At 72.2% G+C, this 21,801-nt stretch carries 20 protein-coding genes and 1 riboswitch; of the genes, 13 read left to right on the top strand and 7 right to left on the bottom strand.

Annotated features, from left to right (window positions below):
- Positions 1-654 (top strand): flavin monoamine oxidase family protein (locus CG719_RS36285; protein ID WP_234375487.1); only part of this gene is annotated, 654 nt, incomplete at its 5' end.
- 16 nt (positions 655-670) lie between these two features.
- Here CG719_RS36285 and CG719_RS08595 read toward each other — a convergent pair.
- The 4 genes from CG719_RS08595 to CG719_RS08610 all read right to left on the bottom strand — a co-directional run bounded on the left by CG719_RS08595 (position 671) and on the right by CG719_RS08610 (position 5,223).
- Positions 671-1,603, bottom strand: coding sequence for an LLM class F420-dependent oxidoreductase (locus CG719_RS08595; RefSeq protein ID WP_100567911.1), 933 nt, complete (start codon positions 1,601-1,603; stop codon positions 671-673).
- 91 nt (positions 1,604-1,694) lie between these two features.
- The gene (locus CG719_RS08600) at positions 1,695-2,372 is read right to left on the bottom strand and encodes a DUF5995 family protein (protein ID WP_267895345.1); all 678 of its coding nucleotides are present in this window, start codon (positions 2,370-2,372) and stop codon (positions 1,695-1,697) included.
- 124 nt (positions 2,373-2,496) lie between these two features.
- The gene (locus CG719_RS08605; RefSeq protein ID WP_100567912.1) at positions 2,497-3,894 is read right to left on the bottom strand and encodes a uracil-xanthine permease family protein; all 1,398 of its coding nucleotides are present in this window, start codon (positions 3,892-3,894) and stop codon (positions 2,497-2,499) included.
- 117 nt (positions 3,895-4,011) lie between these two features.
- Complete coding sequence (locus tag CG719_RS08610) at positions 4,012-5,223, bottom strand: MFS transporter (RefSeq protein WP_100567913.1); 1,212 nt, start codon at positions 5,221-5,223, stop codon at positions 4,012-4,014.
- 133 nt (positions 5,224-5,356) lie between these two features.
- On the opposite strand from CG719_RS08610, the gene CG719_RS08615 reads away from it, so the two are divergent.
- The 10 genes from CG719_RS08615 (at position 5,357) to CG719_RS08660 (ending at position 15,018) form a co-directional block, all read left to right on the top strand.
- Entirely contained in the window at positions 5,357-6,583 is a 1,227-nt protein-coding gene (locus CG719_RS08615; protein WP_100567914.1) for an ROK family transcriptional regulator, read from the top strand.
- A 704-nt stretch (positions 6,584-7,287) separates the two neighbouring features.
- Positions 7,288-7,418: riboswitch (FMN riboswitch) on the top strand.
- Positions 7,419-7,572: 154 nt separating this feature from the next.
- Positions 7,573-8,181, top strand: coding sequence for a riboflavin synthase (locus CG719_RS08620; protein ID WP_100567915.1), 609 nt, complete (start codon positions 7,573-7,575; stop codon positions 8,179-8,181).
- A complete protein-coding gene (locus tag CG719_RS08625; RefSeq protein ID WP_100567916.1) occupies positions 8,178-8,822 on the top strand; it encodes a nicotinamide mononucleotide transporter family protein in 645 nt (214 codons plus the stop codon). The genes CG719_RS08620 and CG719_RS08625 overlap by 4 nt, the downstream gene beginning before the upstream one ends.
- The gene (locus tag CG719_RS08630; protein ID WP_100567917.1) at positions 8,819-10,147 is read left to right on the top strand and encodes a bifunctional 3,4-dihydroxy-2-butanone-4-phosphate synthase/GTP cyclohydrolase II; all 1,329 of its coding nucleotides are present in this window, start codon (positions 8,819-8,821) and stop codon (positions 10,145-10,147) included. Before CG719_RS08625 ends, CG719_RS08630 begins: the two co-directional genes overlap by 4 nt.
- 22 nt (positions 10,148-10,169) lie before the next feature.
- Positions 10,170-10,655 carry a 6,7-dimethyl-8-ribityllumazine synthase gene (gene ribH / locus CG719_RS08635; protein WP_100567918.1) on the top strand — a complete coding sequence of 162 codons (486 nt, stop codon included), beginning with the start codon at positions 10,170-10,172 and terminating at the stop codon, positions 10,653-10,655.
- 34 nt (positions 10,656-10,689) lie between these two features.
- A complete protein-coding gene (locus CG719_RS08640; protein WP_030048796.1) occupies positions 10,690-10,962 on the top strand; it encodes a phosphoribosyl-ATP diphosphatase in 273 nt (90 codons plus the stop codon).
- A gap of 56 nt (positions 10,963-11,018) precedes the next feature.
- A complete protein-coding gene (gene hisG / locus CG719_RS08645) occupies positions 11,019-11,867 on the top strand; it encodes an ATP phosphoribosyltransferase (protein WP_100567919.1) in 849 nt (282 codons plus the stop codon).
- A 21-nt stretch (positions 11,868-11,888) separates the two neighbouring features.
- Positions 11,889-12,356: a PH domain-containing protein gene (locus CG719_RS08650; RefSeq protein ID WP_100567920.1), complete on the top strand. Its 468-nt coding sequence runs from the start codon at positions 11,889-11,891 to the stop codon at positions 12,354-12,356.
- Positions 12,357-12,580: 224 nt separating this feature from the next.
- A complete protein-coding gene (locus CG719_RS08655) occupies positions 12,581-13,927 on the top strand; it encodes a hemolysin family protein (RefSeq protein WP_100567921.1) in 1,347 nt (448 codons plus the stop codon).
- The gene (locus CG719_RS08660) at positions 13,924-15,018 is read left to right on the top strand and encodes a hemolysin family protein (protein ID WP_100567922.1); all 1,095 of its coding nucleotides are present in this window, start codon (positions 13,924-13,926) and stop codon (positions 15,016-15,018) included. Before CG719_RS08655 ends, CG719_RS08660 begins: the two co-directional genes overlap by 4 nt.
- A gap of 34 nt (positions 15,019-15,052) precedes the next feature.
- Here CG719_RS08660 and CG719_RS08665 read toward each other — a convergent pair whose 3' ends face one another.
- Together CG719_RS08665 and CG719_RS08670 are read right to left on the bottom strand one after the other, a co-directional pair.
- Positions 15,053-16,918 (bottom strand): AAA family ATPase, encoded by a 1,866-nt coding sequence (locus tag CG719_RS08665; protein ID WP_100567982.1) that lies wholly within the window; start codon positions 16,916-16,918, stop codon positions 15,053-15,055.
- 431 nt (positions 16,919-17,349) lie between these two features.
- A complete protein-coding gene (locus CG719_RS08670) occupies positions 17,350-17,970 on the bottom strand; it encodes a uridine kinase family protein (protein WP_100567923.1) in 621 nt (206 codons plus the stop codon).
- A gap of 247 nt (positions 17,971-18,217) precedes the next feature.
- On the opposite strand from CG719_RS08670, the gene CG719_RS08675 reads away from it, so the two are divergent.
- Positions 18,218-19,612, top strand: a complete 1,395-nt coding sequence (locus CG719_RS08675; RefSeq protein ID WP_100567924.1) for a peptidase C39 family protein — start codon at positions 18,218-18,220, stop codon at positions 19,610-19,612.
- A 198-nt stretch (positions 19,613-19,810) separates the two neighbouring features.
- Positions 19,811-20,431: a TetR/AcrR family transcriptional regulator gene (locus CG719_RS08680; protein ID WP_100567925.1), complete on the top strand. Its 621-nt coding sequence runs from the start codon at positions 19,811-19,813 to the stop codon at positions 20,429-20,431.
- Between the two features lie 69 nt (positions 20,432-20,500).
- Here CG719_RS08680 and CG719_RS08685 read toward each other — a convergent pair whose 3' ends face one another.
- The gene (locus tag CG719_RS08685) at positions 20,501-21,733 is read right to left on the bottom strand and encodes a glycoside hydrolase family 18 protein (RefSeq protein ID WP_100567926.1); all 1,233 of its coding nucleotides are present in this window, start codon (positions 21,731-21,733) and stop codon (positions 20,501-20,503) included.
- Positions 21,734-21,801 lie beyond the last annotated feature (68 nt).

A 21,801-nucleotide genomic window follows, 5' to 3' on the forward strand; every position in this document is an offset into this window, starting at 1 on the left:
GACCACTGGACCGCGATCGAGCGCACCCACTACATGGAGTCCAGCAAGCTGTTCGTGCCCGTGGACCGGCCCTTCTGGCTGGACAAGGCCGTCGACGACAAGGGCGAGCCGACCGGCCGGGACGTGATGTCGATGACGCTCACCGACCGCATGACCCGCGGCACCTACCTGCTCGACGACGGCCCGGACAGGCCCGCCGTCATCTGCCTCTCCTACACCTGGTGCGACGACAGCCTGAAGTGGCTGCCGCTGTCCGCGAACGAGCGGATGGAGGTCATGCTGAAGTCACTGTCGGAGATCTATCCGAACGTGGACATCCGCAAGCACGTCATCGGCAGCCCGGTGACCGTGTCCTGGGAGAACGAGCCCTACTTCATGGGCGCCTTCAAGGCCAACCTGCCCGGCCACTACCGCTACCAGCGGCGCCTGTTCACCCACTTCATGCAGGACCGGCTGCCCGAGGACAAGCGGGGTGTCTTCCTCGCCGGCGACGACATCTCCTGGACGGCCGGGTGGGCCGAGGGTGCCGTGCAGACCGCGCTGAACGCGGTCTGGGGCGTCATGCACCAGTTCGGCGGCGGCACCGACCCGGCCAACCCCGGCCCCGGCGACGTCTACGACGAGATCGCCCCGGTCGAACTCCCGGAGGACTGAGAGGAGTTGAGGGCGGTCATACCCCGGCCGCCCGCGCAGCCCCGAACACCTCCGCGGCGACGTCCTTGAGCTCCTCGGCATCCCGCAGGTGGCCCTGCACATCGATCAGGATCTCCTCCAGGCCGATCGCCGCGTACGCGAGGACGTCCTCGGCGATCTGGGCCGCGTTGCCCTGGAAGGGCCGGCGCCCGGCACCGTCGTACGCCTTGGCCGAGTACGCCGCGTTGACCCGCAGCACCGTCCGGATCGGCTGCTGCCGGCCCCGCTCGGCGGCCAGGTCCCGCACCGCGTCCCACTCGCTCGCGAGCCGCTCGGCGCCGCCCGCGGCCACCGGCAGCCAGCCGTCGGCGTGCTCGACGAGCCGCTCCCTGGCCCTGCGGGTGCTCGCGGCCAGCAGGATCGGGATCGGCCGGGCCGGCTTGGGGCCCACCACGGCCGACTCGATCTTCGTGATGCGGCCGTCGTAGCGCACCGGGTCGGGCCCCCACACGGCCCTGCAGACGTCGATCACCTCGTCCAGCACCCGGCCGCGCTCCTTGATCGGCCGGATCCCCGTCGCCGCGTACTCGTCCAGGGACCAGCCGGTGCCGAAGCCGGCGATCACCCGGCCGCCCGAGGCCGCGTCCAGCGTGGCGAGGGACCGGGCGAGCTGGAACGGCACGTGCAGCGGCGCGACCAGCACGCTGGTGCCCAGCCCGACCCGTTCGGTGACCGCCGCGGCCAGGGCGAGGGTGACCAGCGGGTCGGCCACGTGCCGGTAGGAGTCGGGCCAGGGCACGCCCTCCATGCCGTACAGCCCCTGCGTGGCGGGCTCCGGGAACAGGGCCCGCTCGTAGACCCACACGCTGTCGTAGCCGATGCGCTCCACGGCGCGTGCCACGTCGGGCACGTCCCTGCCGAGGTCGTACTGACGGTTCTGCGGAAGACCGATGCCCAGCCGGGTCGCCATGACGGTGCGCTCCTTCGTGATCGTCCGTGTCCCGTGGTCAACGTACAGTGATCATGAGGCTGTTCCGGGAAGGTGCCCGTGGATGTCCGGATCAGCCGGACAGCGGAGTGAGCATCATGCGGCAGTCGAAGCCGACCGCCGCGTCCAGCCGCCGGGCGAACTCCTCCGCCACGTCGGGCAGTCGGCGCAGCGCCCACAGTGCCCGGGCGGCCGACCAGCTCGCCTCCCGCGCCCGCTCCAGGTCCCATGAGCCGAGCAGGTGGGTGAGCGGGTCGGTGATCCGGAGCAGTTCGGGACCGGGCGCCAGATCCTCGCGGACGCGCTCCTCCAGCGACAGGAGGAAGTCGCCGACGCGGTCGAACTCGCCCTCCAGGTCGGCCGGTTCGCACCGCGCCGCCCGGCAGGCGTCCACCACGGCGAGGGCCAGGTCGTGGCCGATGTGGGCGTGGAGGCCCGCCAGCGCGAACTGCGCCGGCCGTACCCCGGGGTGCCGGCGGAACTGGAGCACCGGCCGCCAGCAGGCGGGTGTCCGCCGCGCGTCGGCGGCCGCGTCCACGGCGGTGAGGTACCGCCCGGCGAGCGGCGCGTCCAGCGTGGTCGCCGGCCACCGGCGGGCCGCCTCGGTGACGGCGAGGTACACACGGTGGAAGACCGCGATCCCGTCGCGCTCGGGCAGCGCGGCGGCCAGGTCGCGCATCCGGACGACCGTCGCGTCCGCCGCGTCGCCTGTGTCCGGGCCGCCCTGGGCGGGTTGTGCCGATTGCGCCATGGGGGCAGCGTCCCAGGCCCGGGCCGGCCCGGGCGCCGACGGGCCCGGCGCTTCCCCGGAACGAGGGAACGCGCCCGCCGGCGGACCGGGCGGGGCGCTCCCACGGGGCGGGCCGGGCGGCGGCCTACGAGGCCGGCCCGGTGCCCTCGGCCTCCTCGCCGTACGACGACGTGCCCTCGTCCAGCAGCGGCTCCTGCCGCTTGAGGTGGGCCGGCGCGAAGGCGCGCAGCGCGTGGTAGCCGGTGATGACGACCAGGGTGCCGAGCGCGATGCCGCTGAGGGAGAAGGTGTCGCTGAACTTCAGGCTGACGTTGCCGACGCCGATGATGATGCCCGCCGCGGCCGGCACCAGATTCAGCGGATTGCGCAGGTCGACCTTGGCGTTGATCCAGATCTGCGCGCCGAGCAGACCGATCATGCCGTACAGGATGACGGTGATGCCGCCGAGGACACCGCCCGGGATCGCGGCCACTATCGCGCCGAACTTGGGGCAGACGCCGAACAGCAGCGCGAAGCCCGCGGCGGCCCAGTACGCGGCGGTGGAGTAGACGCGGGTCGCGGCCATCACGCCGATGTTCTCGGAGTAGGTGGTGTTCGGCGGACCGCCCACCGCGGTCGACAGCATGGAGGCCACACCGTCCGCCGAGATCGCGGTGCCGAGCTTGTCGTCCAGCGGGTCGCCGGTCATCTCGCCGACCGCCTTCACATGCCCCGCGTTCTCCGCGACCAGCGCGATGACGACGGGCAGTGCCACGAGGATCGCCGACCACTGGAAGCTGGGCCCGTGGAAGGACGGCAGCCCGATCCAGTCGGCCTTGCCCACACCCGAGAGGTCCAGGCGCCAGTGGTCGGTGAGCCTGCCGCCCGCGTCCACGGAGTGGATCTTTCCGAGGACCCGGTCGAGCACCCAGGAGATGCCGTAGCCGAAGACCAGCCCGAGGAAGATCGCGATCCGGGACCAGAAGCCGCGCAGGCACACGACGGCCAGACCGGTGAACAGCATGACGAGCAGGGCCGTCCACTGGTCCTGCGGCCAGTAGGTGGAGGCGGTGACGGGAGCGAGGTTGAAGCCGATCAGCATGACGACCGCGCCGGTGACGATCGGCGGCATCGCGGCGTGGATGATCCGTGCCCCGAAGCGCTGCACGGCGAGACCGACCAGGAACAGCGCGGCACCGACGACGAAGACCGCGCCGGTCACGGTTGCGCTGGTGCCGCCCTGCGCCCGGATGACCGCGGCGACGCCCACGAAGGAGAGCGAGCAGCCCAGATAGCTGGGCACCCGGCCGCGGGTGGCGAGCAGGAAGATCACGGTCGCGACGCCCGACATCATGATCGCGAGGTTGGGGTCGAGGCCCATGAGCACGGGAGCGACGAAGGATGCGCCGAACATGGCCACGACGTGCTGGGCGCCGAGTCCTGCCGTGCGGGGCCAGGAGAGTCGTTCGTCGGGCCGTACCACCGCTCCGGGTGCGGGCGTGCGCCCGTCACCGTGCAGCTTCCAGCGCACGCCGAGGTCCATGGTGGGATTTCGCTTTCTCTGTACGTGGAGCCTGTCCGCACCATTGTCGGGGGTGCCGGAGGGTCCCGTCCTCACCCGCCCCTGCTCAGCCCCGTTGAGGCCGCGCTCAGGCGCCGCTCAGGGCCGCGGGTCGGGCACCGCGGTGCTCGCGGGGCCGATCTTCGTCCGGTTCCGGTCGCCGGCCCTGAGCACTCCCGCGAAGGCGACCAGACCGCACGCGAGGAGGGTCACCAGGCCGAAGGAGACCACCAGGCTGGTCGCCTGGGCCAGTCCGCCGATCGCGCTCGGCGCGACGAGCCCCGAGGTGTACGTGATGGTCGCGACACCGGCGATCGCCTGGCTGGGGTTCGGGCCGCTGCGGCCGGCCGCGGCGAAGCACAGCGGTACGACGACCGCGATACCGAGGCCCATCAGCGCGAACCCGGTCATCGCCACCGCCGGATGGCCCCCGGTGACGACGAGCAGGCCGCCGAGGACCGCCAGCACGCCGCTCGCCCGCACCGTGCGCACGGCGCCGAACCGGTCCACCACCCGGTCGCCCGCGATCCGTGCGATCGCCATGGTGAGGGTGAAGCCCGTGGTGCAGGCCGCCGCGAGCCCGGCCGAGGTCTCCAGCTGGTGCCGCAGATAGACCGCCGACCAGTCCAGGCTGGCGCCCTCCGCGAACACCGCGCAGAACCCGATCGCGCCGATCAGCAGCGCCGACTTCGGCGGCAGCGCGAACCGGGGCGGCGGCTCCTCGTCCTGCGCGGGCTGGAGGTCGAGCACCCAGGTGCAGGCGGCCACGCCCAGCACGGTCAGCACGGCGGCGGCCAGCAGATGGTGCAGCCGCGCGTCCGAGCCGAGGTGCGCGGCCACCGTGCCGGCCGCCGAGCCGACCAGGGCGCCCGCGCTCCACATGCCGTGCAGGCCGGACATGATCGAGCGGTCGAGCCGGTTCTCGACCTCCACCCCGAGGGCGTTCATCGCGACGTCAGCCATGCCCGCCGTGGCGCCGTAGAGGAAGAGGCCGAGGCACAGGGTCAGGAGGTTCGGCGCGAGGGAGGGCAGGACGAGGGCGAGCGTCCACAGCGCGATCAGGCCGCGCAGCGCGTTGCGGGCGCCGAAGCGGTGGCTGATGCCGCCCGCGAGCGGCATCGCGAGGGACGCGCCGAGCGCCGGGAAGGCCAGCGCGAGACCGAGCTGCCCGGCGCTGACCCCGGCGTGGTCCTGAATCCACGGCACACGGGTCGCGAACGAGCCGGTGACGGCGCCGTGCACGGCGAAGACGGCCGACACGGCGTACCGGGCGCGCCGTACCTCGCGATGTTCGTAGACCACTGCACTCATTGTCCGGCCCCTCCCGGGCTGACCGTCGTTGCCCCTCGCGCTCTCGCGCCGACGTAAACTATCAGGGAACCTGCCTGATAGATAGCCGACATCGCGGACGGCAGCAGCCCGCAGATCTGGGAGGATTCCCGGCATGCCCGCATCACCGAGCACCGCCCGGGCCATCAACGACCGGCTCGCCCTGCGGCTGCTTCAGCAGCAAGGACCTCTGACAGCAGGGCAGTTGAAGCAGCTCACCGGTCTGTCCCGGCCCACCGTCGCCGACCTCGTCGAGCGGCTGACGGCCTCCGGCCTGATCTCCGTGGTCGGTGAGTCCGGCGAGCAGCGGCGCGGGCCCAACGCGCGGCTGTACGGCATCGTCGCCGACCGTGCCCATCTGGCCGCCCTCGACGTCCGCACGGACAGCGTGTCCGTGACCGTCGCCGACCTGCTGGGCCGGGAACTGGCCGCGGAGTCCGTGCCGATCGGTGGCGACGCGGGCACCGGGCCAGCACTGGAGCAGGCGGTCGGTCTGGTGGAGCGGGTGGTCAAGGAGGCGGGGGCGGAGCGGCTGCACACGGTCGGCATCGGCGCGCCGGGCCTGATCGACCCGGTCACCGGCGAACTCCGCGACTCCACGGGACTGCCCGAATGGCACCGCCGGCTGGTGGCCGCCCTGCAGGAGCGGCTGCGGGGGGCCCAGGTCATCGTCGAGAACGAGACCAACCTCGCGGCGCTGGCCGAGCAGCGCGACGGGGCCGCCCGGGGCCGGGACACCTTCGTCCTGCTGTGGCTCGGCCACGGCACCGGCGCGGCCGTCGTCCTGGACGGAGCCCTGCGCCGCGGTGCTTCCGGAGGCACCGGCGAGATCGGCTTCCTGCCCGTCCCGGGCACCGAGGGACTGCCCTCGGCGACGGGCTGCGCGGACGGCTTCCACTCCCTGGCCGGCGCCGCGGCGGTGACGGAACTGGCCGAGCGGCACGGGCTGTCGGCGGACGGAACCGGCTCGGACCGCGCGGAGGGAACGGGTGCGGAGCCGGTCGCCGCGGAACTGGTGCGGGCGGCGGCACGGGCGACCACGGGGGCCGCCGGCTCCGCGGCGGCCTCGCGCTTCCTCGACGCCCTGGCCGACCGCGTCGTCCTCGGGGTGGCCTCGGTGGTGGCCGTTCTCGATCCCGGATGCGTGGTCCTCGGGGGCGAGATCGGGCAGGCCGGCGGAGACGCGCTCGCCGCGCGCGTGGCGGAGCGCGTGGCCCGGATGTCCCCGCTGCCCACCGAGGTGAGGGCGGGCACGCTCGGCGGCCGTGCGGTACTGCGCGGCGCGCTCGTGACCGCCCGCGACCGCGCCCAGGACGACCTGTTCGCCCCACCGGAGCGCTGAGGCCGCCTGGAGCCGGCTCGGCATCGCCCGGAAGTCGGCTTGGCATCGCCCGGAAGTCGGCTTGGCATCGCCCGGAAGTCGGCTTGGCATCGCCCGGAAGTCGGCTTGGCATCGCCCGGAAGTCGGCTTGGCATCGCCCGGAAGTCGGCTCGGCATCGCCTGGAAGTCGGCTCGGCGCCGCACGGAAGTCGGCTTGACGCCGCACGGGCGGTCGGCCTGGCGTTTCGCGGAGTCGGCTCGGCGCCGCGCGGGAGTCGGCGTGGCGTTTCGCGGAGTCGGCGTGGCGCCTCACGGAATCGGGCCGGCGCTCCACGAAGTCAGCCCGGCGCTCCACGGAGTCGGCGTGGCGCCTCACGGAAGTCGGCGTGGCGTCCCACGGAAACGGGCCGGGGCCCCGCGGCATCGGCCCCGCACCGTAAGGGAGTCGGGCCCAGTCCCGTGCGAACTGCACAGCTCGCGGCGGGCGTTCGGTCCCGCAGGGTGGAACTTGCGTGCCCCACGCATCTGTTGACCTGCCTGGTCTAGTCCATTTAGGGTCGGACTTCCGCGCAGACCGGTCCGGCGGCGGTGACGACGGCCCTTGCCCGCCGCCGGACCTCCACGCCCGCGCACCGCAGCGCGGGCGGTCCGTTCTGTGAGCCAGCCCACACGCTTCGTCCGTGGTCACACCGATCGGGCGTGGCACACTGGCTCTGTACCAGTAGCAGCGCACTCCGGGGTCGGTGAAAGTCCGAACCGGCGGTTACAGTCCGCGACCCGGTCGCTTCCAGCGGCCGGTTGACCAGGTGGAATTCCTGGACCGACGGTTAAAGTCCGGATGGGAGGCAGTGCGCGGCGAGCGAGCACATCCGTGTGCGCCGCCGTCTCTGGGCTCGCCCTCCGCGGGCGGGTCCCGTCCGGCGTCGTCCTCCGAGTGTCCTCGTTCGTGCAGTCTGTCGACGTCGGCAGCCCCCGGAGTCCGTGCCCGAAGAGGCAGGAGGACCCGGGAAGTGTTCACCGGAATCGTCGAAGAGCTGGGCGAAGTCACCGCCGTGGAGGACCTCGGCGACGCCGCCCGCTTCCGGCTCCGCGGCCCCGTCGTGACCGAGGGCGCGCGGCATGGCGACTCCATCGCCGTGAACGGCGTCTGTCTCACCGTCGTCGAGCACGAGGGCGACGAGTTCACCGCCGACGTGATGGCGGAGACCCTCAAGCGCTCCAGCCTCGGCGTCCTCACCACCGGCTCCCGCGTCAACCTCGAACGCCCCACCGCCGTCGGCGCCCGCCTCGGCGGCCACATCGTGCAGGGCCACGTCGACGGCACCGGCACGATCCTGGAGCGCACCCCCTCCGAGCACTGGGAGATCGTGAAGATCTCGCTGCCGGAGGACCTCGCGCGCTACGTCGTCGAGAAGGGCTCCATCACCGTCGACGGCATCAGCCTCACCGTCGTCGAGGCCGGCGACGCGCACTTCACCGTCAGCCTCATCCCCACCACCCTGGCCCTGACCACCCTCGGCCTGAAGCAGGCGGGCGACCCGGTCAACCTCGAGGTGGACGTCGTCGCCAAGTACGTCGAGCGGCTGCTCGGCGACCGTTCCCGAGGAGCCGGACGGTGAACTGGCTCAACTCCGAGGCGTTCACGCTCCTCGGCCAGCACATCAAGTGGTCGGACATGACCGGCAACGTCATCGGCCTGCTCGGCCTGGCGTTCGGCTGGCGGCGCTCCATCTGGAGCTGGCCCACCCAGTTCCTGTCCGGCCTGATCCTGTTCGCCGCGTTCTCCACCGCCCACCTCTCGGGCAGCGCGGGCAAGCAGATCGTCGTCATGGTCGTCGCCGTCTTCGGCTGGTGGCAATGGAACCGCGGCAAGGGCGGGGCGGCGGACGGCCACATCGCCGTACGGTTCGCCACCTGGCGCGAGCGTGCCGTGCTGCTCGGCGCCGCCGCGGTCGGCACGGTCGCCGTCGCCGGACTGTTCCAGGCCTACCCGTCGCTGTCCTGGGACCCCTGGCCCGACGCCTACATCTTCGTCGGCACCGTCGTCGCCATGTACGCGCAGGCGCGCGGCATGGTCGAGTTCTGGTTCGCCTGGCTGCTCGTCGACGTCGTCGGCGTACCGCTCAACTTCGCCAACGGCTTCGCCTTCTCCGGCTTCGTCTACATCATCTACGGCGCGCTCGTCCTGTGGGGCATGCGCGACTGGTGGCTGCGCACCCGCACGGACGCGCGGCCGGTCCTGGAAGGAGCGCCCGCATGACAGCGGCACCCGTCCTCTACGGCACCGACACCATGGAGGACTTCACCCTCGACCCCGTCGAGCAGGCCGTCGCCGACATCGCGGCCGGCCGCCCGGTCGTGGTCGTCGACGACGAGGACCGCGAGAACGAGGGCGACCTCGTCATCGCCGCCGAGAAGGCGACCCCCGAGATCGTCGCCTTCATGATGAGCGAGTGCCGCGGCCTGATCTGCGCCCCCATGGAGGGCGAGGAGCTGGACCGGCTGAAGCTGCCGCAGATGGTCGAGGAGAACACCGAGTCGATGAAGACCGCCTTCACGGTCTCCGTCGACGCCGGCGCCGCCCACGGCGTCACCACCGGCATCTCCGCCTCCGACCGCGCCACCACCCTCCAGCTGCTGGCGAGCGGCACCGCGGAGCCCACCGACCTGGTCCGCCCCGGCCACGTCTTCCCGCTGCGCGCCCGCCCCGGCGGGGTGCTCGTCCGCCCCGGCCACACCGAGGCGGCCGTCGACCTCGCCCGGCTCGCGGGGCTCCGTCCGGCCGGCGCGATCGTCGAGATCGCCGGCGAGGACGGCCGGATGCTCCGCCTGCCCGAGCTGATCGTCTTCGCCCGCAAGCACGGCCTGACGATCATCTCCATCGAGGACCTGATCGCGCACCGTCGCTCGCCCGAACTCCCGGACCTGCCCGAGCAGGGGGAACGGCCGTCCCAGCCCGCGGTCCTCCGCGAGGCCGAGGTCCGCCTGCCCACCGCGCACGGCGTCTTCACCGCGTACGGCTACCGCTCCACCGCCGACGGCGTCGAGCACGTGGCCCTGGTGCACGGCGAGATCGGCGACGGCGAGGACGTCCTGGTCCGCGTCCACTCCGAGTGCCTCACCGGAGACGTCTTCGGCTCCCAGCGCTGCGACTGCGGCCCCCAGCTGGACACCTCCCTGGAGCGCATCCAGAAGGAGGGCCGGGGAGTGGTGGTCTACCTGCGCGGCCACGAGGGACGCGGCATCGGCCTGATGTCCAAGCTGCGCGCCTACGAGCTCCAGGAGCGCGGCCGGGACACCCTCGACGCCAACCTCGAACTCGGACTGCCCGCCGACGCCCGCGACTACGGCGCCGGCGCGCGGATCCTCCAGGACCTCGGGGTGACGAGCGTCCGCCTGCTGACCAACAACCCCGACAAGACCGACGCCCTGCTCCACCACGGCCTGAAGGTCACCGGACGGGAGCCGATGCCCGTCCAGGCCGGCGAGCACAACCTCCGGTACCTGCGCACCAAGCGGGACCGGATGGGGCACGACCTGCCCTGGCTGGACACCACCGCCGTGTCCACCTGCGGCAACCAGTAAGCGAACAGACGCGAGGAGACACGTGAGCGGCAAGGGTGCACCGGAACTGTCCGTCCAGAACGTCGGGGACCTCAGGGTCGCCGTCGTCGCGGCGCAGTGGCACGAGAAGGTGATGGACGGACTGGTGGACGGGGCCCTGCGCGCCCTGCACGAACTGGGGATCGACGAGCCGACCCTGCTCCGGGTCCCCGGCAGCTTCGAGCTCCCGGTGGTGGCGAAGGTGCTGGCAGGCCGCGGCTACGACGCGATCGTCGCCCTCGGCGTCGTCATCCGCGGCGGAACCCCCCACTTCGACTACGTGTGCCAGGGAGTCACGGTCGGCCTGACCCAGGTGTCGGTCGACACCGGCGTTCCGGTCGGCTTCGGCGTGCTCACCTGCGACACCGAGGAACAGGCCCTTGACCGGGCGGGCATCGAGGGATCCAGCGAGGACAAGGGCCACGAGGCGGTCACCGCGGCGGTCGCGACCGCCGCCACGCTCCGCTCAGTATCCGAACCCTGGCGGTGAGCGGCCGCCCGGAGCGCGTAGGGTTGGCACCACCATGTCCAAGAAGACGTTCGAGGAGCTCTTCACCGAGCTCCAGCACAAGGCAGTCAACGGCGACCCCGCCACTTCCCGCACCGCCGAACTGGTCGGCAAGGGCGTCCATGCCATCGGCAAGAAGGTCGTCGAGGAGGCCGCCGAGGTCTGGATGGCCGCCGAGTACGAGGGCAAGGAGGCGGCCGCCGAGGAGATCTCGCAGCTGCTGTACCACGTCCAGGTGATGATGGTCGCCCGCGGCATCTCCCTGGACGACGTCTACGCCCACCTCTGAGCACCCCGAGCAACCGCACACACTCCCGTACGAGACGAACAAAGGAAGCCGACCTCATGCTGCGCATCGCCGTCCCCAACAAGGGTTCACTCTCCGGCCCTGCGGCGGACATGCTGCATGAGGCCGGCTACCAGCAACGGCGGGAGTCCAAGGAACTGCGGATCGTCGACCCGGTCAACGAGGTCGAGTTCTTCTACCTCCGGCCCCGCGACATCGCGATCTACGTCTCCACCGGCCGCCTGGACATCGGCATCACCGGCCGCGACCTGCTCATCGACTCCGGCGCCGGCGCCGAGGAGATCCTGCCGCTCGGCTTCGCCCGCTCCACCTTCCACTACGCGGCCAAGCCCGGCGCGGTCGGCGGCATCGCGGACCTGAACGGCCGGACGGTCGCCACGTCCTACGAGGGCATCGTCAGCAAGCACCTCGCCGACAGCGGCATCGACGCCTCCGTCGTCCACCTGGACGGCGCCGTCGAGACCGCCATCGAACTCGGGGTCGCCGACGCCATCGCGGACGTCGTCGAGACCGGCACCTCCCTGCGCAACGCCGGCCTGGAGATCGTCGGCGAGTCGATCATGAAGTCCGAGGCGATCGTCGTCCGCCGCACCGGCGCCGACGTCGAGGAGCCCAAGGTGCAGCAGTTCCTGCGCCGCCTCCAGGGCGTCCTGGTGGCCCGGACGTACGTGATGATGGACTACGACTGCCGGGTCGAGCAGCTGGAGAGGGCCGTCGCGCTCACCCCCGGCCTGGAGTCCCCGACCGTCTCGCCGCTGCACAACGAGGGCTGGGTCGCCGTGCGCGCCATGGTTCCCGCCAAGGAGGCGCAGCGGATCATGGACGATCTGTACGAGCTCGGCGCCCGGGCCATCCTCACCACGGCCATCCACGCCTGCCGCCTCTGAGGGACGAGGAGGCAACCAGAGATGTCCGAGCTGCCCGCACTTCCCGTCACCTTCCGCCCGGGCCGCACCCGGGCCGTCCTGCTCACCGCAGGGGCCGTCATATTCGTGGTGATCACCACGGTGGGGCTGCTGCTGGAGCAGCTCAGCCCCGGCGAACGGGTGAGTTTCGCCTTCACCGGCGCGCTCCTGGCGGGGGTCCTCGTCCTGCTCGCCCGGCCGAAGGTCGTCGCCGACGACTCGGGCGTCACCGTCGTCAACATCGCCGGCCGCCGCCGTCTGGAGTGGGCGGAGATAATACAGGTCAACCTGCGCCCGGGTGATCCGTGGGTGTTCCTGAACCTCAGCGACGGCACCAGCCTGGCCGCCCTCGGCATACAGCCGGGGATAGCGAAACAGCAGGCCATCGCCGACGCGCGCGCCCTGCGCGCGCTCGTCGAAGCCCGTTCGGCGGCGGGCCCCGAGCAATCTGGCGACGAACCTCATAGCTGACTCGGGCCGTCCACCCTGCCGCATCGGCCCGTGTCTTGATTAATCTGGTTGCGGACGCGTTTTCGCTGCGCCTCCGCCTCTGGGTCCCAAGACCGGTGCCAGGGGCTCCTGCTACCCGAGGAGTGACTCCCTCCGGCGATGGACGGATCGTCCTGCAGTACCTGCGCCGCCCCCTGCCGACATAGCGCGGACCTGTTCCGCGTGAACGCGGAGGCGGCGGCATCATGACCACCCCCCTGCTGCTCCTCGGAGCGGCTTTCCTGCTCATTCTCGCCAACGGCTTCTTCGTCGCGGCCGAGTTCGGCCTGGTCACGGTCGAGCGACCGGACGCCGAGAAGGCCGCCGAGGAGGGCGACAGACGGGCCCTCAGGGTCGTCGAATCCCTCAAGGAGCTGTCCTTCCAGCTCTCCGGCACCCAGCTCGGCATCACCATCACCTCCCTGGTCGTCGGCATGCTCGCCGAACCCGCGCTGGCCGGCCTGCTGCGCGGCCCGTTCGCGGCCGCCGGTGTCCCCGGCGGAGCCGTCTCCGGGGTCGCCGTCGTCGTCGGCATGCTGCTGGCCTCGGCGGTCCAGATGGTGATCGGCGAGCTCGTACCCAAGAACTGGGCGGTCTCCCGCCCCCTCCAGGTGGCGCGCTTCGTGGCCGGCCCCCAGCACCTCTTCTCGCGCCTGTTCCACCCGGTGATCTCCGTGCTCAACACGGTCGCCAACCGGCTGGTGCGCGCCCTGGGCGTCGAACCCACGGAGGAGCTGGCCTCGGCCCGCACCCCCGGTGAGCTGGTCTCCCTGGCCCGCCACTCGGCCCGGGCCGGCGCCCTCGAACAGGACACCGCGGACCTCTTCGTGCGCACCCTGTCCCTGGGCGACCTGACCGCACAGCACGTCATGACCCCGAGGGTGAAGGTCAGCGCGCTCCAGTCCTCGGCGACCGCCGAGGACGTGGTCAACCTCACCCGCGCCACCGGACTGTCCCGCTTCCCCGTCTATCACGTGAAGATCGACGAGGTCGTCGGCATGGTCCACCTCAAGGACGCCCTCGCGGTGCCGTCCGACGAGTGGCTGCACACGCCGGTGGGCCGTATCGCCCGCCCGGCGCTGCTGGTCCCCGAGACCCTGCCGGTGCAGCCGCTGCTCGCCCAGCTCCGCAACGAGCAGCCGATCGCGGTCGTCGTCGACGAGTACGGCGGCACCGCGGGCGTCGTCACCCTGGAGGACATCGTCGAGGAGCTCGTCGGCGAGGTCCGCGACGAGCACGACGCCACCGACGTGCCGGAGGTGGCACCGGCCCCGCCCGAGGACGGCAGCCCCGCCTGGGACGTCGACGGCGGCTGTCGTGTCGACCTGCTCCGGAGGATCGGCCTGGACGCGCCCGAAGGCCCGTACGAGACCGTCGCCGGACTGGTCGCCGACCTGCTCGGCCGTATCCCGGCCCCCGGCGACCGCGCCGAGCTGCCGGGCTGGCGGCTGGCCGTGCGCCAGGTCGGGCACTACCGCGCGGAGCGGGTCCGGCTGGTCCGCACCGCCACCGTGACCGACGCGGTCCCGGCCGTGGCGGAGGCCGCCCGATGAGCGTGATCCAACTGCTGTTCGCCGCGCTGCTGGTCCTCGCCAACGGCTTCTTCGTCGGCGCCGAGTTCGCGCTCGTCTCCGTACGCCGCAGCCAGATCGAACCGCTCGGCACCGCCCGGGCCCGCCAGGTGCTGCACGGTCTTGAGCGGCTGCCGCAGATGATGGCCGCCGCCCAGTTCGGCATCACCGTCTGCTCGCTCACCCTGGGCGCCGTCGCCGAACCCACGGTGGCCCGCCTGCTGGAGCCGGTGTTCGCATGGCTGCACCTGCCCAGCGGCGTGGTCCACCCGCTCGGCTACGTCATCGCGCTCGCGGCCGTGGTCTTCTTCCACCTCCTCATCGGCGAGATGGTGCCGAAGAACCTCGCCATGGCCGCGCCGGAGAAGGCGGCGCTGTGGCTCGGCCCCGGTCTGGTCGCCTTCGCCCGGCTGTGCCGGCCGATCACGGTGGCGCTCGGCGCCTGCGCCAAGGGTGTCCTGCGGCTCTTCCGCGTCGAGCCGAAGGACGAGGTCGAGGCCGCCTTCACCAGCGTGCAGCTCGGCCGGCTGGTCGAGGACTCCCGCCAGGCGGGGCTTCTCGACCCCGAGGAGCAGGAGCGCCTCGAGGACGCCCTGGAGCTGGGCTCGCGCCCGGTGACGGACGTCCTGCTCCCGCCCCAGGCGCTGGTCACGGTCGGTCCTTCGGTCACGTCGGCCGAGATCGTCGCGCTCACCGCCCGCACCGGCTACTCCCGCTTCCCGGTCGCCGCCCCCGGCGGCGCCTTCCTCGGCTATGTGCACGTCAAGGATGTGCTCGACGTGGAGGACGCCGAGCAGGCAGTACCGCAGCGGACGTGGCGCCCGATGGCGACCCTGCGGGCCGAGCTGCCCCTGGACGACGCCCTGACCGTCATGCGCCGGGCGGCCACCCACCTGGCCCAGGTGGCGGACGCCTCCGGCACGGTGCTGGGCCTGGTGGCCCTGGAGGACGTGCTGGAACTCCTCGTGGGCGAGGTGCGCGACCCCGCGCACCGCCTGGCGACCGAGGTACGGCTGACCGAGCCACGGGTCAGCGGCGAGCCGGAGGAGGCCCTGGCCACCCGGGCCCCGTGAGGCCCGCGGACGAGGGGCCCCGGGGATCCGTCCGTCACAGGGCCGACGGATCCTGGGGCCCCCGTCCCGACAGCACCTCCCCGTACGCCTGCATCAGGTCCGGCAGCCGCAGCGTCGACAGGTCGTCCCGGGTCGGCGTTCCCGGGTACGTCGACAGCCTGAGGTCCCGGTAGGCGCAGCTCTTCTCGTACAGGGTCCGCAGGAAGCGCCCGTTGCCGAGTTCGTCGATCCAGCCCTGGTCGACCACGTGCCCGGCGATCGAGTGCAGCTCGTCGCGGGCCTCGTCGTCCCACAGGTCGCCGTTCTCCGCGGCGAGCACCTTGCCGATCTCGGTGAGTTCCGCGGGCCGGTACGAGGGGAAGTCCACCCGGGTGGTGAAGCGCGACGACAGCCCGGGGTTGGCGGCCAGCAGGCGGTCCATGCCCTCGGGATAGCCGGCCAGGATCACCACCAGGTGGTCGCGGTTGTCCTCGGCCCGCTTGAGCAGCACCTGGAGGGCCTCGTCCCCGTACGCGTCGCCCTTCCCGTAGCCGGAATTGGACAGGGAGTAGGCCTCGTCGAGGAAGAGCACCCCGCCGATCGCGGAGTCGATCAGCTCGTTGGCCTTGACGGCGGTCTGCCCCAGGTACTCGCCGACCAGGTCGGCCCGCTGCGCCTCCACCAGGTGGTCGCCGCCGAGCAGGCCGAGCGCGTAGAAGACACGGCCGAGGATGCGGGCGACGGTGGTCTTGCCGGTGCCGGAGGGGCCGGAGAAGACGAAGTGGCGCTTGGGCGGCTGCACGGGCAGCCCCTGCCCGGCCCGCAGCCGCGCCATGTTCAACTGCGCAGACAGGGCCTTGACCTGCCGTTTCACCGGTTCCAGACCCACCATGCGCTCGAGTTCGGCGAGTGCCTCCTCCAGTAACGCGGGGTCGGTGGGCCCGGTGGGCAGCGGCGGATCGGCGGCCGGTGCGCGCCGGCGCACCGACGGATCGGCCACCGACGGCAGCGGACCGCTGACCGGCAGATCGGTCCCGGACAGCTTCAGGTCCCGGCCCTCGGTGCCGAACAGCGGGTCCAGCAGGTCAGGGCCGTCCATGAGGTCCTGCCCGAGGCCGGTGAGGGTGATCGCGGCGAGACCGGCCGCGTCGTCGTACCCGTCGCCCTCGGCGATCGCCGCGAGCCGTGCCGAGGTGTCCATGAAGGCCGGATCGACCCGGTGCACCGCCCGGTACAGGGGGAGCGCCGCGGCGCTGCGGCCGGTGCCCTCGTGCGCCCGTGCCAGCCAGTACCTGAGCTCCTTGCGCTGCGGCTGCTCGCTGCGGCACCGCATCAGCGCGGCCGACAGCATCGGCTCGGCCTGCCCGTACATCTCCAGGCGCACCCGGGCCATGCCGCCGAACAGCCCGGCCTCTATGCCGAGCAGCGGATCGTCGAGCAGCGGGTCGGTGTGCCGGACGAGCTGCTCCCAGTCCTTGACCAGGTAAGCGCGGCAGGCGTGCAGGAAGCGGACCTGGGCGTCGGTGTCCACCGGCGGCAGCCCGGCGAGGGCGCGGTCCAGCTCGGGGACGTGGCGGCCGTCCAGCCAGTGCGAGGCGTGCGCGAGCAGCAGGTCGCGCGGGCTCTCCAGCACGGGCTGCACCCACCAGCCCAGCCAGTACCAGGAGTTGAGGGTGCGGCGGTGCCGGGCGCGCTGTTCGCCGAAGCGTTCGCGGTGCCGGTACATCCTCAGCAGCGCGGTGGTCGTGTCGACGCGCAGCGCGTGCAGGCCGAGCCAGCCGTCGGCCATCGCGGGGTCCAGCCGCACCGCGGCCCGGAACTCCTCCTCCGCCTGTGGATAGGCCCCCATGGTGTAGGCGTCCACGCCTCGCAGCCACGCGAGGTCGGCCGGGGCCTTCGGGCCCTGCGTGCCGAAGTCCATCACGTCCCCCACAAACCGTGCCCCCGAAGGTTCGCCGCCAGGCATCCACCTGACGGCTTCCTGTGGTCGAACCGCTGTACCGCGGACCGGAGTTGCAGGTGCGCGAAGCAGCCGCTCGAAGGTCGCACCGAGGGCATGGTACCCGTGGGGCCGCCGGTCGCCGAAGGGTGCCGCACAGGCCGTTCGGCGAGGTGGCGGCGGACGGGACGCACCGTGCGTGGTGACCGAGTGTGAGCAAATGGCGTCACGCAGCGTCCGGAGAACGCGAAAAGGGCAGAACGAAGCCCCCGATCACGGGGGAACAACCGGGGGCTTCGTGTTTGCGGGCGGTACGCGATGACCGCTCATTGAGAACGTAAGACCTGTACGGCCCCCGGGTCAAGCGGAGTTGAGGGACTCGGGAAAGTCGCCCGGCACGGATCTTCACAAGTTCAGCACGCTGCCGTTGACCCGTCACCGTCAGTGACGAACTGGTCCGGTCCAACGACCCCGGCAGGCCCCGGAAGCACCGAGTACCCCTCGGGCAGCTGCCGTACCAGAAAGTCCGAGAACGGGCGTGAGGGATCCTCGGCGAAATGCCGCCGCTCGGCCTCGACCCACCCGGACCAGAACTCCCGCTGCTCCTCCCCGTCCCGCGACCGGCCCCGCGTCCAGGCCTCCTCGCGCGGCAGATCCATCCACAGCAGGTGCGCCAGATACGGGCGCAGCGCCCGCCGTCCCGCGCCCACGCCCTCGACCAGGATCACGGGCGCCGGCGGCAGCATCCGTGCGGCCCCGAACCGCCGCTCCCGCCAGTCGTAAGGGGCGTAGCGCGCCGTCGCCCCCCGCCCGAGCGGGTCGACGACCTCGCGCAGCAGCCGCCCCTCCCAGCCGAACAGCTGCTCATGGCTCGCGACGTCGTCCAGGTGCAGCACCGGCGCGCCCCCCAGCGCCGCGGCCAGCTTCTCCGTGAACGTGGACTTCCCGGATCCCGCGTGCCCGTCGACGCCGATCAGCCGCACGGTCCCGCAGGCCGGCGGCACATCACGGAGGAAGGCGGCGAGTGCGTGGATGGCGGGTTCCCGGTGAGCGAGGAGGGCGACGGCGTGTTCTCGGTGGTCATTCTAGTGACCGCGCCTCGCGGAACCGGCGGTCGTGTGTCCGGCTCCGCGGGGACTCGGCGCAGGTCATGCCAGTGGTGGAGACCAATATTGGTGGGCGTGGCGTCTGTCGAAGTGCTGGCAGGAGCCGGGTGGCGCGGCCATAGTGGGCCCAGCCACGGACCCGCTCCGACGTCGGACACCTGGGGGTCATCCACCCATGAGCAGAGCCGAACAGCCGTCCCGCAGATCCGTTCTCGCCGTCGCGGTCGCCGCGGCGGCGATGGCGGGTGGTGCGGCCCCGGTGGCCGCCGCGGCCACGGCCGCCCCCGCCGCCCCCGCCGCCCCCGCCGCCGGCGCCAAGGGCGCCGGAGCCGCCCCGGCCCGCCCGGTCGAATACCGCGCCTGGACCATGTACACCGACTGGCGCGCGGGCGCGACTCGCGGCACCCACGCCGTCGCGGGCGCCCGGTCCGGTCTGGAGATCGGGAAGCCCGCGGGCACCACCGACTACACCGACCCGCACACCGGCACGACCGCCTCCTGGGAGTACGGCACCTGGACCAGCCCGGCACACCGGCTGTCCGTACCGGCCACGGAGGCGGTCGCCTCCTGGAACGCGCACACCCCGGCCGGCACCTGGATCCAGGTCGAACTGCGGGGCACGTACTCCGACGGCACGGACACCCCCTGGTACGTGATGGGCCGCTGGGCGGCCGGCGACCAGGACATCAAACGGACCTCCGTCGACGGCCAGAGCGACGGCCGCAGCACGATCTGGACGGACACCTTCTCCCTGGACGACCCGGCCTCCGGGCTGCGTCTCGCCTCCTACCGGCTGCGGCTCACCCTCCACCGCAGGCCCGGTACCCGGCTCACACCGACCGTCTGGCGGATCGGCGTCATGGGCTCCGACGTCCCCGACCGCTTCACCGTCCCGGCCTCCACGCCCGGCGCGGCCAGGGAGTTGACGGTCCCGCGCTACTCGCAGTCGATCCACTCCGGCCAGTATCCCGAGTACGACAACGGCGGCGAGGCCTGGTGCAGCCCCACCTCCTCGCAGATGATCATCGAGTACTGGGGCGGGCGGCTCACCCCCGGTCAACTGTCCTGGGTCGACCCGTCCTACGCCGACCCGCAGGTGTGCAACGCGGCCCGGTACACCTACGACCACCAGTACGAGGGCTGCGGCAACTGGCCGTTCAACGCCGCCTACGCCGCCACGTTCAAGGACCTGCAAGGGGTGGTGACCCGGCTCGGCTCGCTCACCGACCTGGAGACGCTGATCGCGGCCGGGATCCCCGCCATAACGTCCCAGTCCTTCCTCAACACCGAGCTGACCGGGGCCGGTTACGGCACCAACGGCCATCTCATGACCGTCATCGGCTTCACCGCCGACGGCGACGTGATCGCCAACGACCCGGCCTCGCCGAGCGATTCGGCGGTACGGCGCGTGTACCGGCGCCGGGAGTTCGAGAACATCTGGCTCAGGACCAAGCGCTACAACGCCTCCGGCAAGGTGGCCTCCGGCTCCGGCGGCATCTGCTACCTGTACTTCCCGGCCCACCTCACCGGCCCCCAGCGCAAGGCGCTCGCCGCCGTGGGCGTGAGCTGACCGAAACCGCGCGCGTACGAGGGCCCCGGGCGACCGGGGCCCTCCCGGCACCCTGCCTCCGCGCCCGGCCGGCCTGCCATACTGCGGTTGTCCGACCGCCAGTTGGAGGCCAGGGTCGAATTGAACATCAGGCAACCGCGTGAGACCGCCCTCCCGCACGCTCTCGACTCCGCTCGAGCGGGAACGACCACCAGCCGGGTGCGCGGCACCGAGCGCTCCGCGGGGCGTCGCGCCGAACTCCTCGCCATCGGGCGGAGGTTGTTCGCCGACACCTCCTACGACGCCCTCTCGATGGACGACATCGCCCGGCAGGCCCATGTGGCCAAGGGGCTGATCTACTACTACTTCCGGTCCAAGCGCGGCTACTACCTGGCGATCATCGAGGACTCCGTGGCCGACCTGGTCACCTCCGCGGCGCGCGGCCTGGACATGCCGGCCGTGGACCGGGTGCACCGCACCATCGAGGCCTATCTGCGCTACGCGGAGCACAACCAGGCCGCCTACCGCACCATCGTCAGCGGCGGCGTCGGCTTCGACACCGAGGTGCACTCCATCCGGGACGGCGTGCGCGAGGCCATCGTCGCGACCATCGCGGAGGGCGCCTACGGCCGTACCGCCATCGCCCCGGTGGCCCGTATGGGGCTGCTCGCCTGGGTCTGCAGTGTCGAGGGCGCCACCCTGGACTGGATCGGCCGGCCGGGACTCTCCCGGGACACCATGCGCGACCTGCTGGTGAAGACCCTCGGCGGCGCGCTGCGCGCCATCGAGGAGATCGACCCGACCCACCCGGCCCCCGCACCGGCCCGCCGCGACGGCTGAGAGGCGAGGAACGGGAAGAAGACGGGGCGGAGGGGGACTCGCCCTCCGCCCCGCGTCCGGGATGCGCTGCTAGCCGATCGCCTTGATCAGCTCGCCGCTCGCCGTGTCGCCGCTCAGTTCCCAGAGGAACGTCCCGCCGAGGCCCTGGTCGTTCTTGTACGCCATCTTGGTCGCGATGGTCTCCGGAGTGTCGTAACTCCACCATTCGCTGCCGCACTTGGCGTACGCGGTGCCGCCCACCGTGCCGGTCGCCGGGCACGTGTCCTTGAGCACCTTGTAGTCGTCGATGCCCTGTTCGTACGTGCCGTTCGCCGGGCCCGTGGCCGTGCCGCCCGGGGCGTCCTGGGTGACGCCGGTCCAGCCGCGGCCGTAGAAGCCGATGCCGAGCAGCAGCTTCGAGGCGGGGATGCCGAGGTCCTTGAGCTTGGTGATGGTCGCCGAGGTGGTGTACTCCTCCTTCGGGATGCCGGAGTACGAGGTCAGCGGCGAGTGCGGAGCCGTCGGCCCGGCCGCGTCCCAGGCGCCGAAGTAGTCGTAGGTCATGGGGTTGTACCAGTCGACCTGGGCCGCGGCGCCCGCGTAGTCGGCCGCGTCGATCTTGCCGCCGTCGCTCGCGTCCGCCGGGATCGCCGCGGTGACGAGCGCGTCGCCGCCGAACTTGGCGCGCAGCGCCGCCGTCAGGTTCGTGAAGGCCTCGCGGCCGCTGGTGTCGCAGGTGTCGCCGCAGGCGTTGGGGTACTCCCAGTCGATGTCGATGCCGTCGAAGACGCCCGCCCACCTGGGGTCGTTGACCAGGTCGTAGCAGGACTGGGCGAAGGCGGCCGGGTCCTTCGCGGCGTCGCCGAAGCCGCCGGACCAGGTCCAGCCGCCGAACGACCACAGCACCTTCAGGCCGGGGTGCTTCTCCTTCAGCTTCAGGAGCTGGTTGAAGTTGCCGCGCAGCGGCTGGTCCCAGGTGTCGGCGACGCCGTCCACCGACTCGTCGGCGGTGTAGGCGCGGTCGGTCGCCGCGTAGGCGTCGCCCATGGCGCACCGGCCGCCGGTGACGTTGCCGAAGGCGTAGTTGATGTGGGTGAGCTTCGCCGCGGAGCCGGAGGTCTCGACGTTCTTGACGTGGTAGCCGCGGTCGTAGACGCCCCATTCGGTGAAGTAGCCGACCACTTTGGAGCCCTCGGCGGCCGACGGAGCGGCGGACCGGGTGGGGGTGGCGGTGGCCGTGCTCGCACCGGCGAGCAGTCCGGCGCCGAGGGCGACGGTACAGGCGGTGGACAGCAGCGCCCGGAGGCGGTGCGGAGTGTGCATCGGTGTCTCCTCGTGGGGGAGAGGGGATCGTGCCGATTGGCATGAACGCGGAATGCGTTGTTCCGGGG

This window comes from Streptomyces sp. CB01373 (assembly GCF_002803075.1).
GTDB lineage: Bacteria > Actinomycetota > Actinomycetes > Streptomycetales > Streptomycetaceae > Streptomyces.

Excerpts from the sequence above, each read along its gene's own strand:
- CG719_RS08650 (WP_100567920.1), top strand. The coding sequence starts at position 11,889 with ATGTCCGAGCTGCCCGCACTTCCCGTCACCTTCCGCCCGGGCCGCACC.
- hisG (WP_100567919.1), top strand. The coding sequence starts at position 11,019 with ATGCTGCGCATCGCCGTCCCCAACAAGGGTTCACTCTCCGGCCCTGCG.
- CG719_RS08630 (WP_100567917.1), top strand. The coding sequence starts at position 8,819 with ATGACAGCGGCACCCGTCCTCTACGGCACCGACACCATGGAGGACTTC.
- CG719_RS08655 (WP_100567921.1), top strand. The coding sequence starts at position 12,581 with ATGACCACCCCCCTGCTGCTCCTCGGAGCGGCTTTCCTGCTCATTCTC.
- CG719_RS08665 (WP_100567982.1), bottom strand. The coding sequence starts at position 16,918 with ATGGACTTCGGCACGCAGGGCCCGAAGGCCCCGGCCGACCTCGCGTGG.
- CG719_RS08600 (WP_267895345.1), bottom strand. The coding sequence starts at position 2,372 with ATGGCGCAATCGGCACAACCCGCCCAGGGCGGCCCGGACACAGGCGAC.
- CG719_RS08640 (WP_030048796.1), top strand. The coding sequence starts at position 10,690 with ATGTCCAAGAAGACGTTCGAGGAGCTCTTCACCGAGCTCCAGCACAAG.
- CG719_RS08685 (WP_100567926.1), bottom strand. The coding sequence starts at position 21,733 with ATGCACACTCCGCACCGCCTCCGGGCGCTGCTGTCCACCGCCTGTACC.
- CG719_RS08660 (WP_100567922.1), top strand. The coding sequence starts at position 13,924 with ATGAGCGTGATCCAACTGCTGTTCGCCGCGCTGCTGGTCCTCGCCAAC.
- CG719_RS08605 (WP_100567912.1), bottom strand. The coding sequence starts at position 3,894 with ATGGACCTCGGCGTGCGCTGGAAGCTGCACGGTGACGGGCGCACGCCC.
- CG719_RS08675 (WP_100567924.1), top strand. The coding sequence starts at position 18,218 with ATGAGCAGAGCCGAACAGCCGTCCCGCAGATCCGTTCTCGCCGTCGCG.
- CG719_RS08595 (WP_100567911.1), bottom strand. The coding sequence starts at position 1,603 with ATGGCGACCCGGCTGGGCATCGGTCTTCCGCAGAACCGTCAGTACGAC.
- CG719_RS08610 (WP_100567913.1), bottom strand. The coding sequence starts at position 5,223 with ATGAGTGCAGTGGTCTACGAACATCGCGAGGTACGGCGCGCCCGGTAC.
- CG719_RS08615 (WP_100567914.1), top strand. The coding sequence starts at position 5,357 with ATGCCCGCATCACCGAGCACCGCCCGGGCCATCAACGACCGGCTCGCC.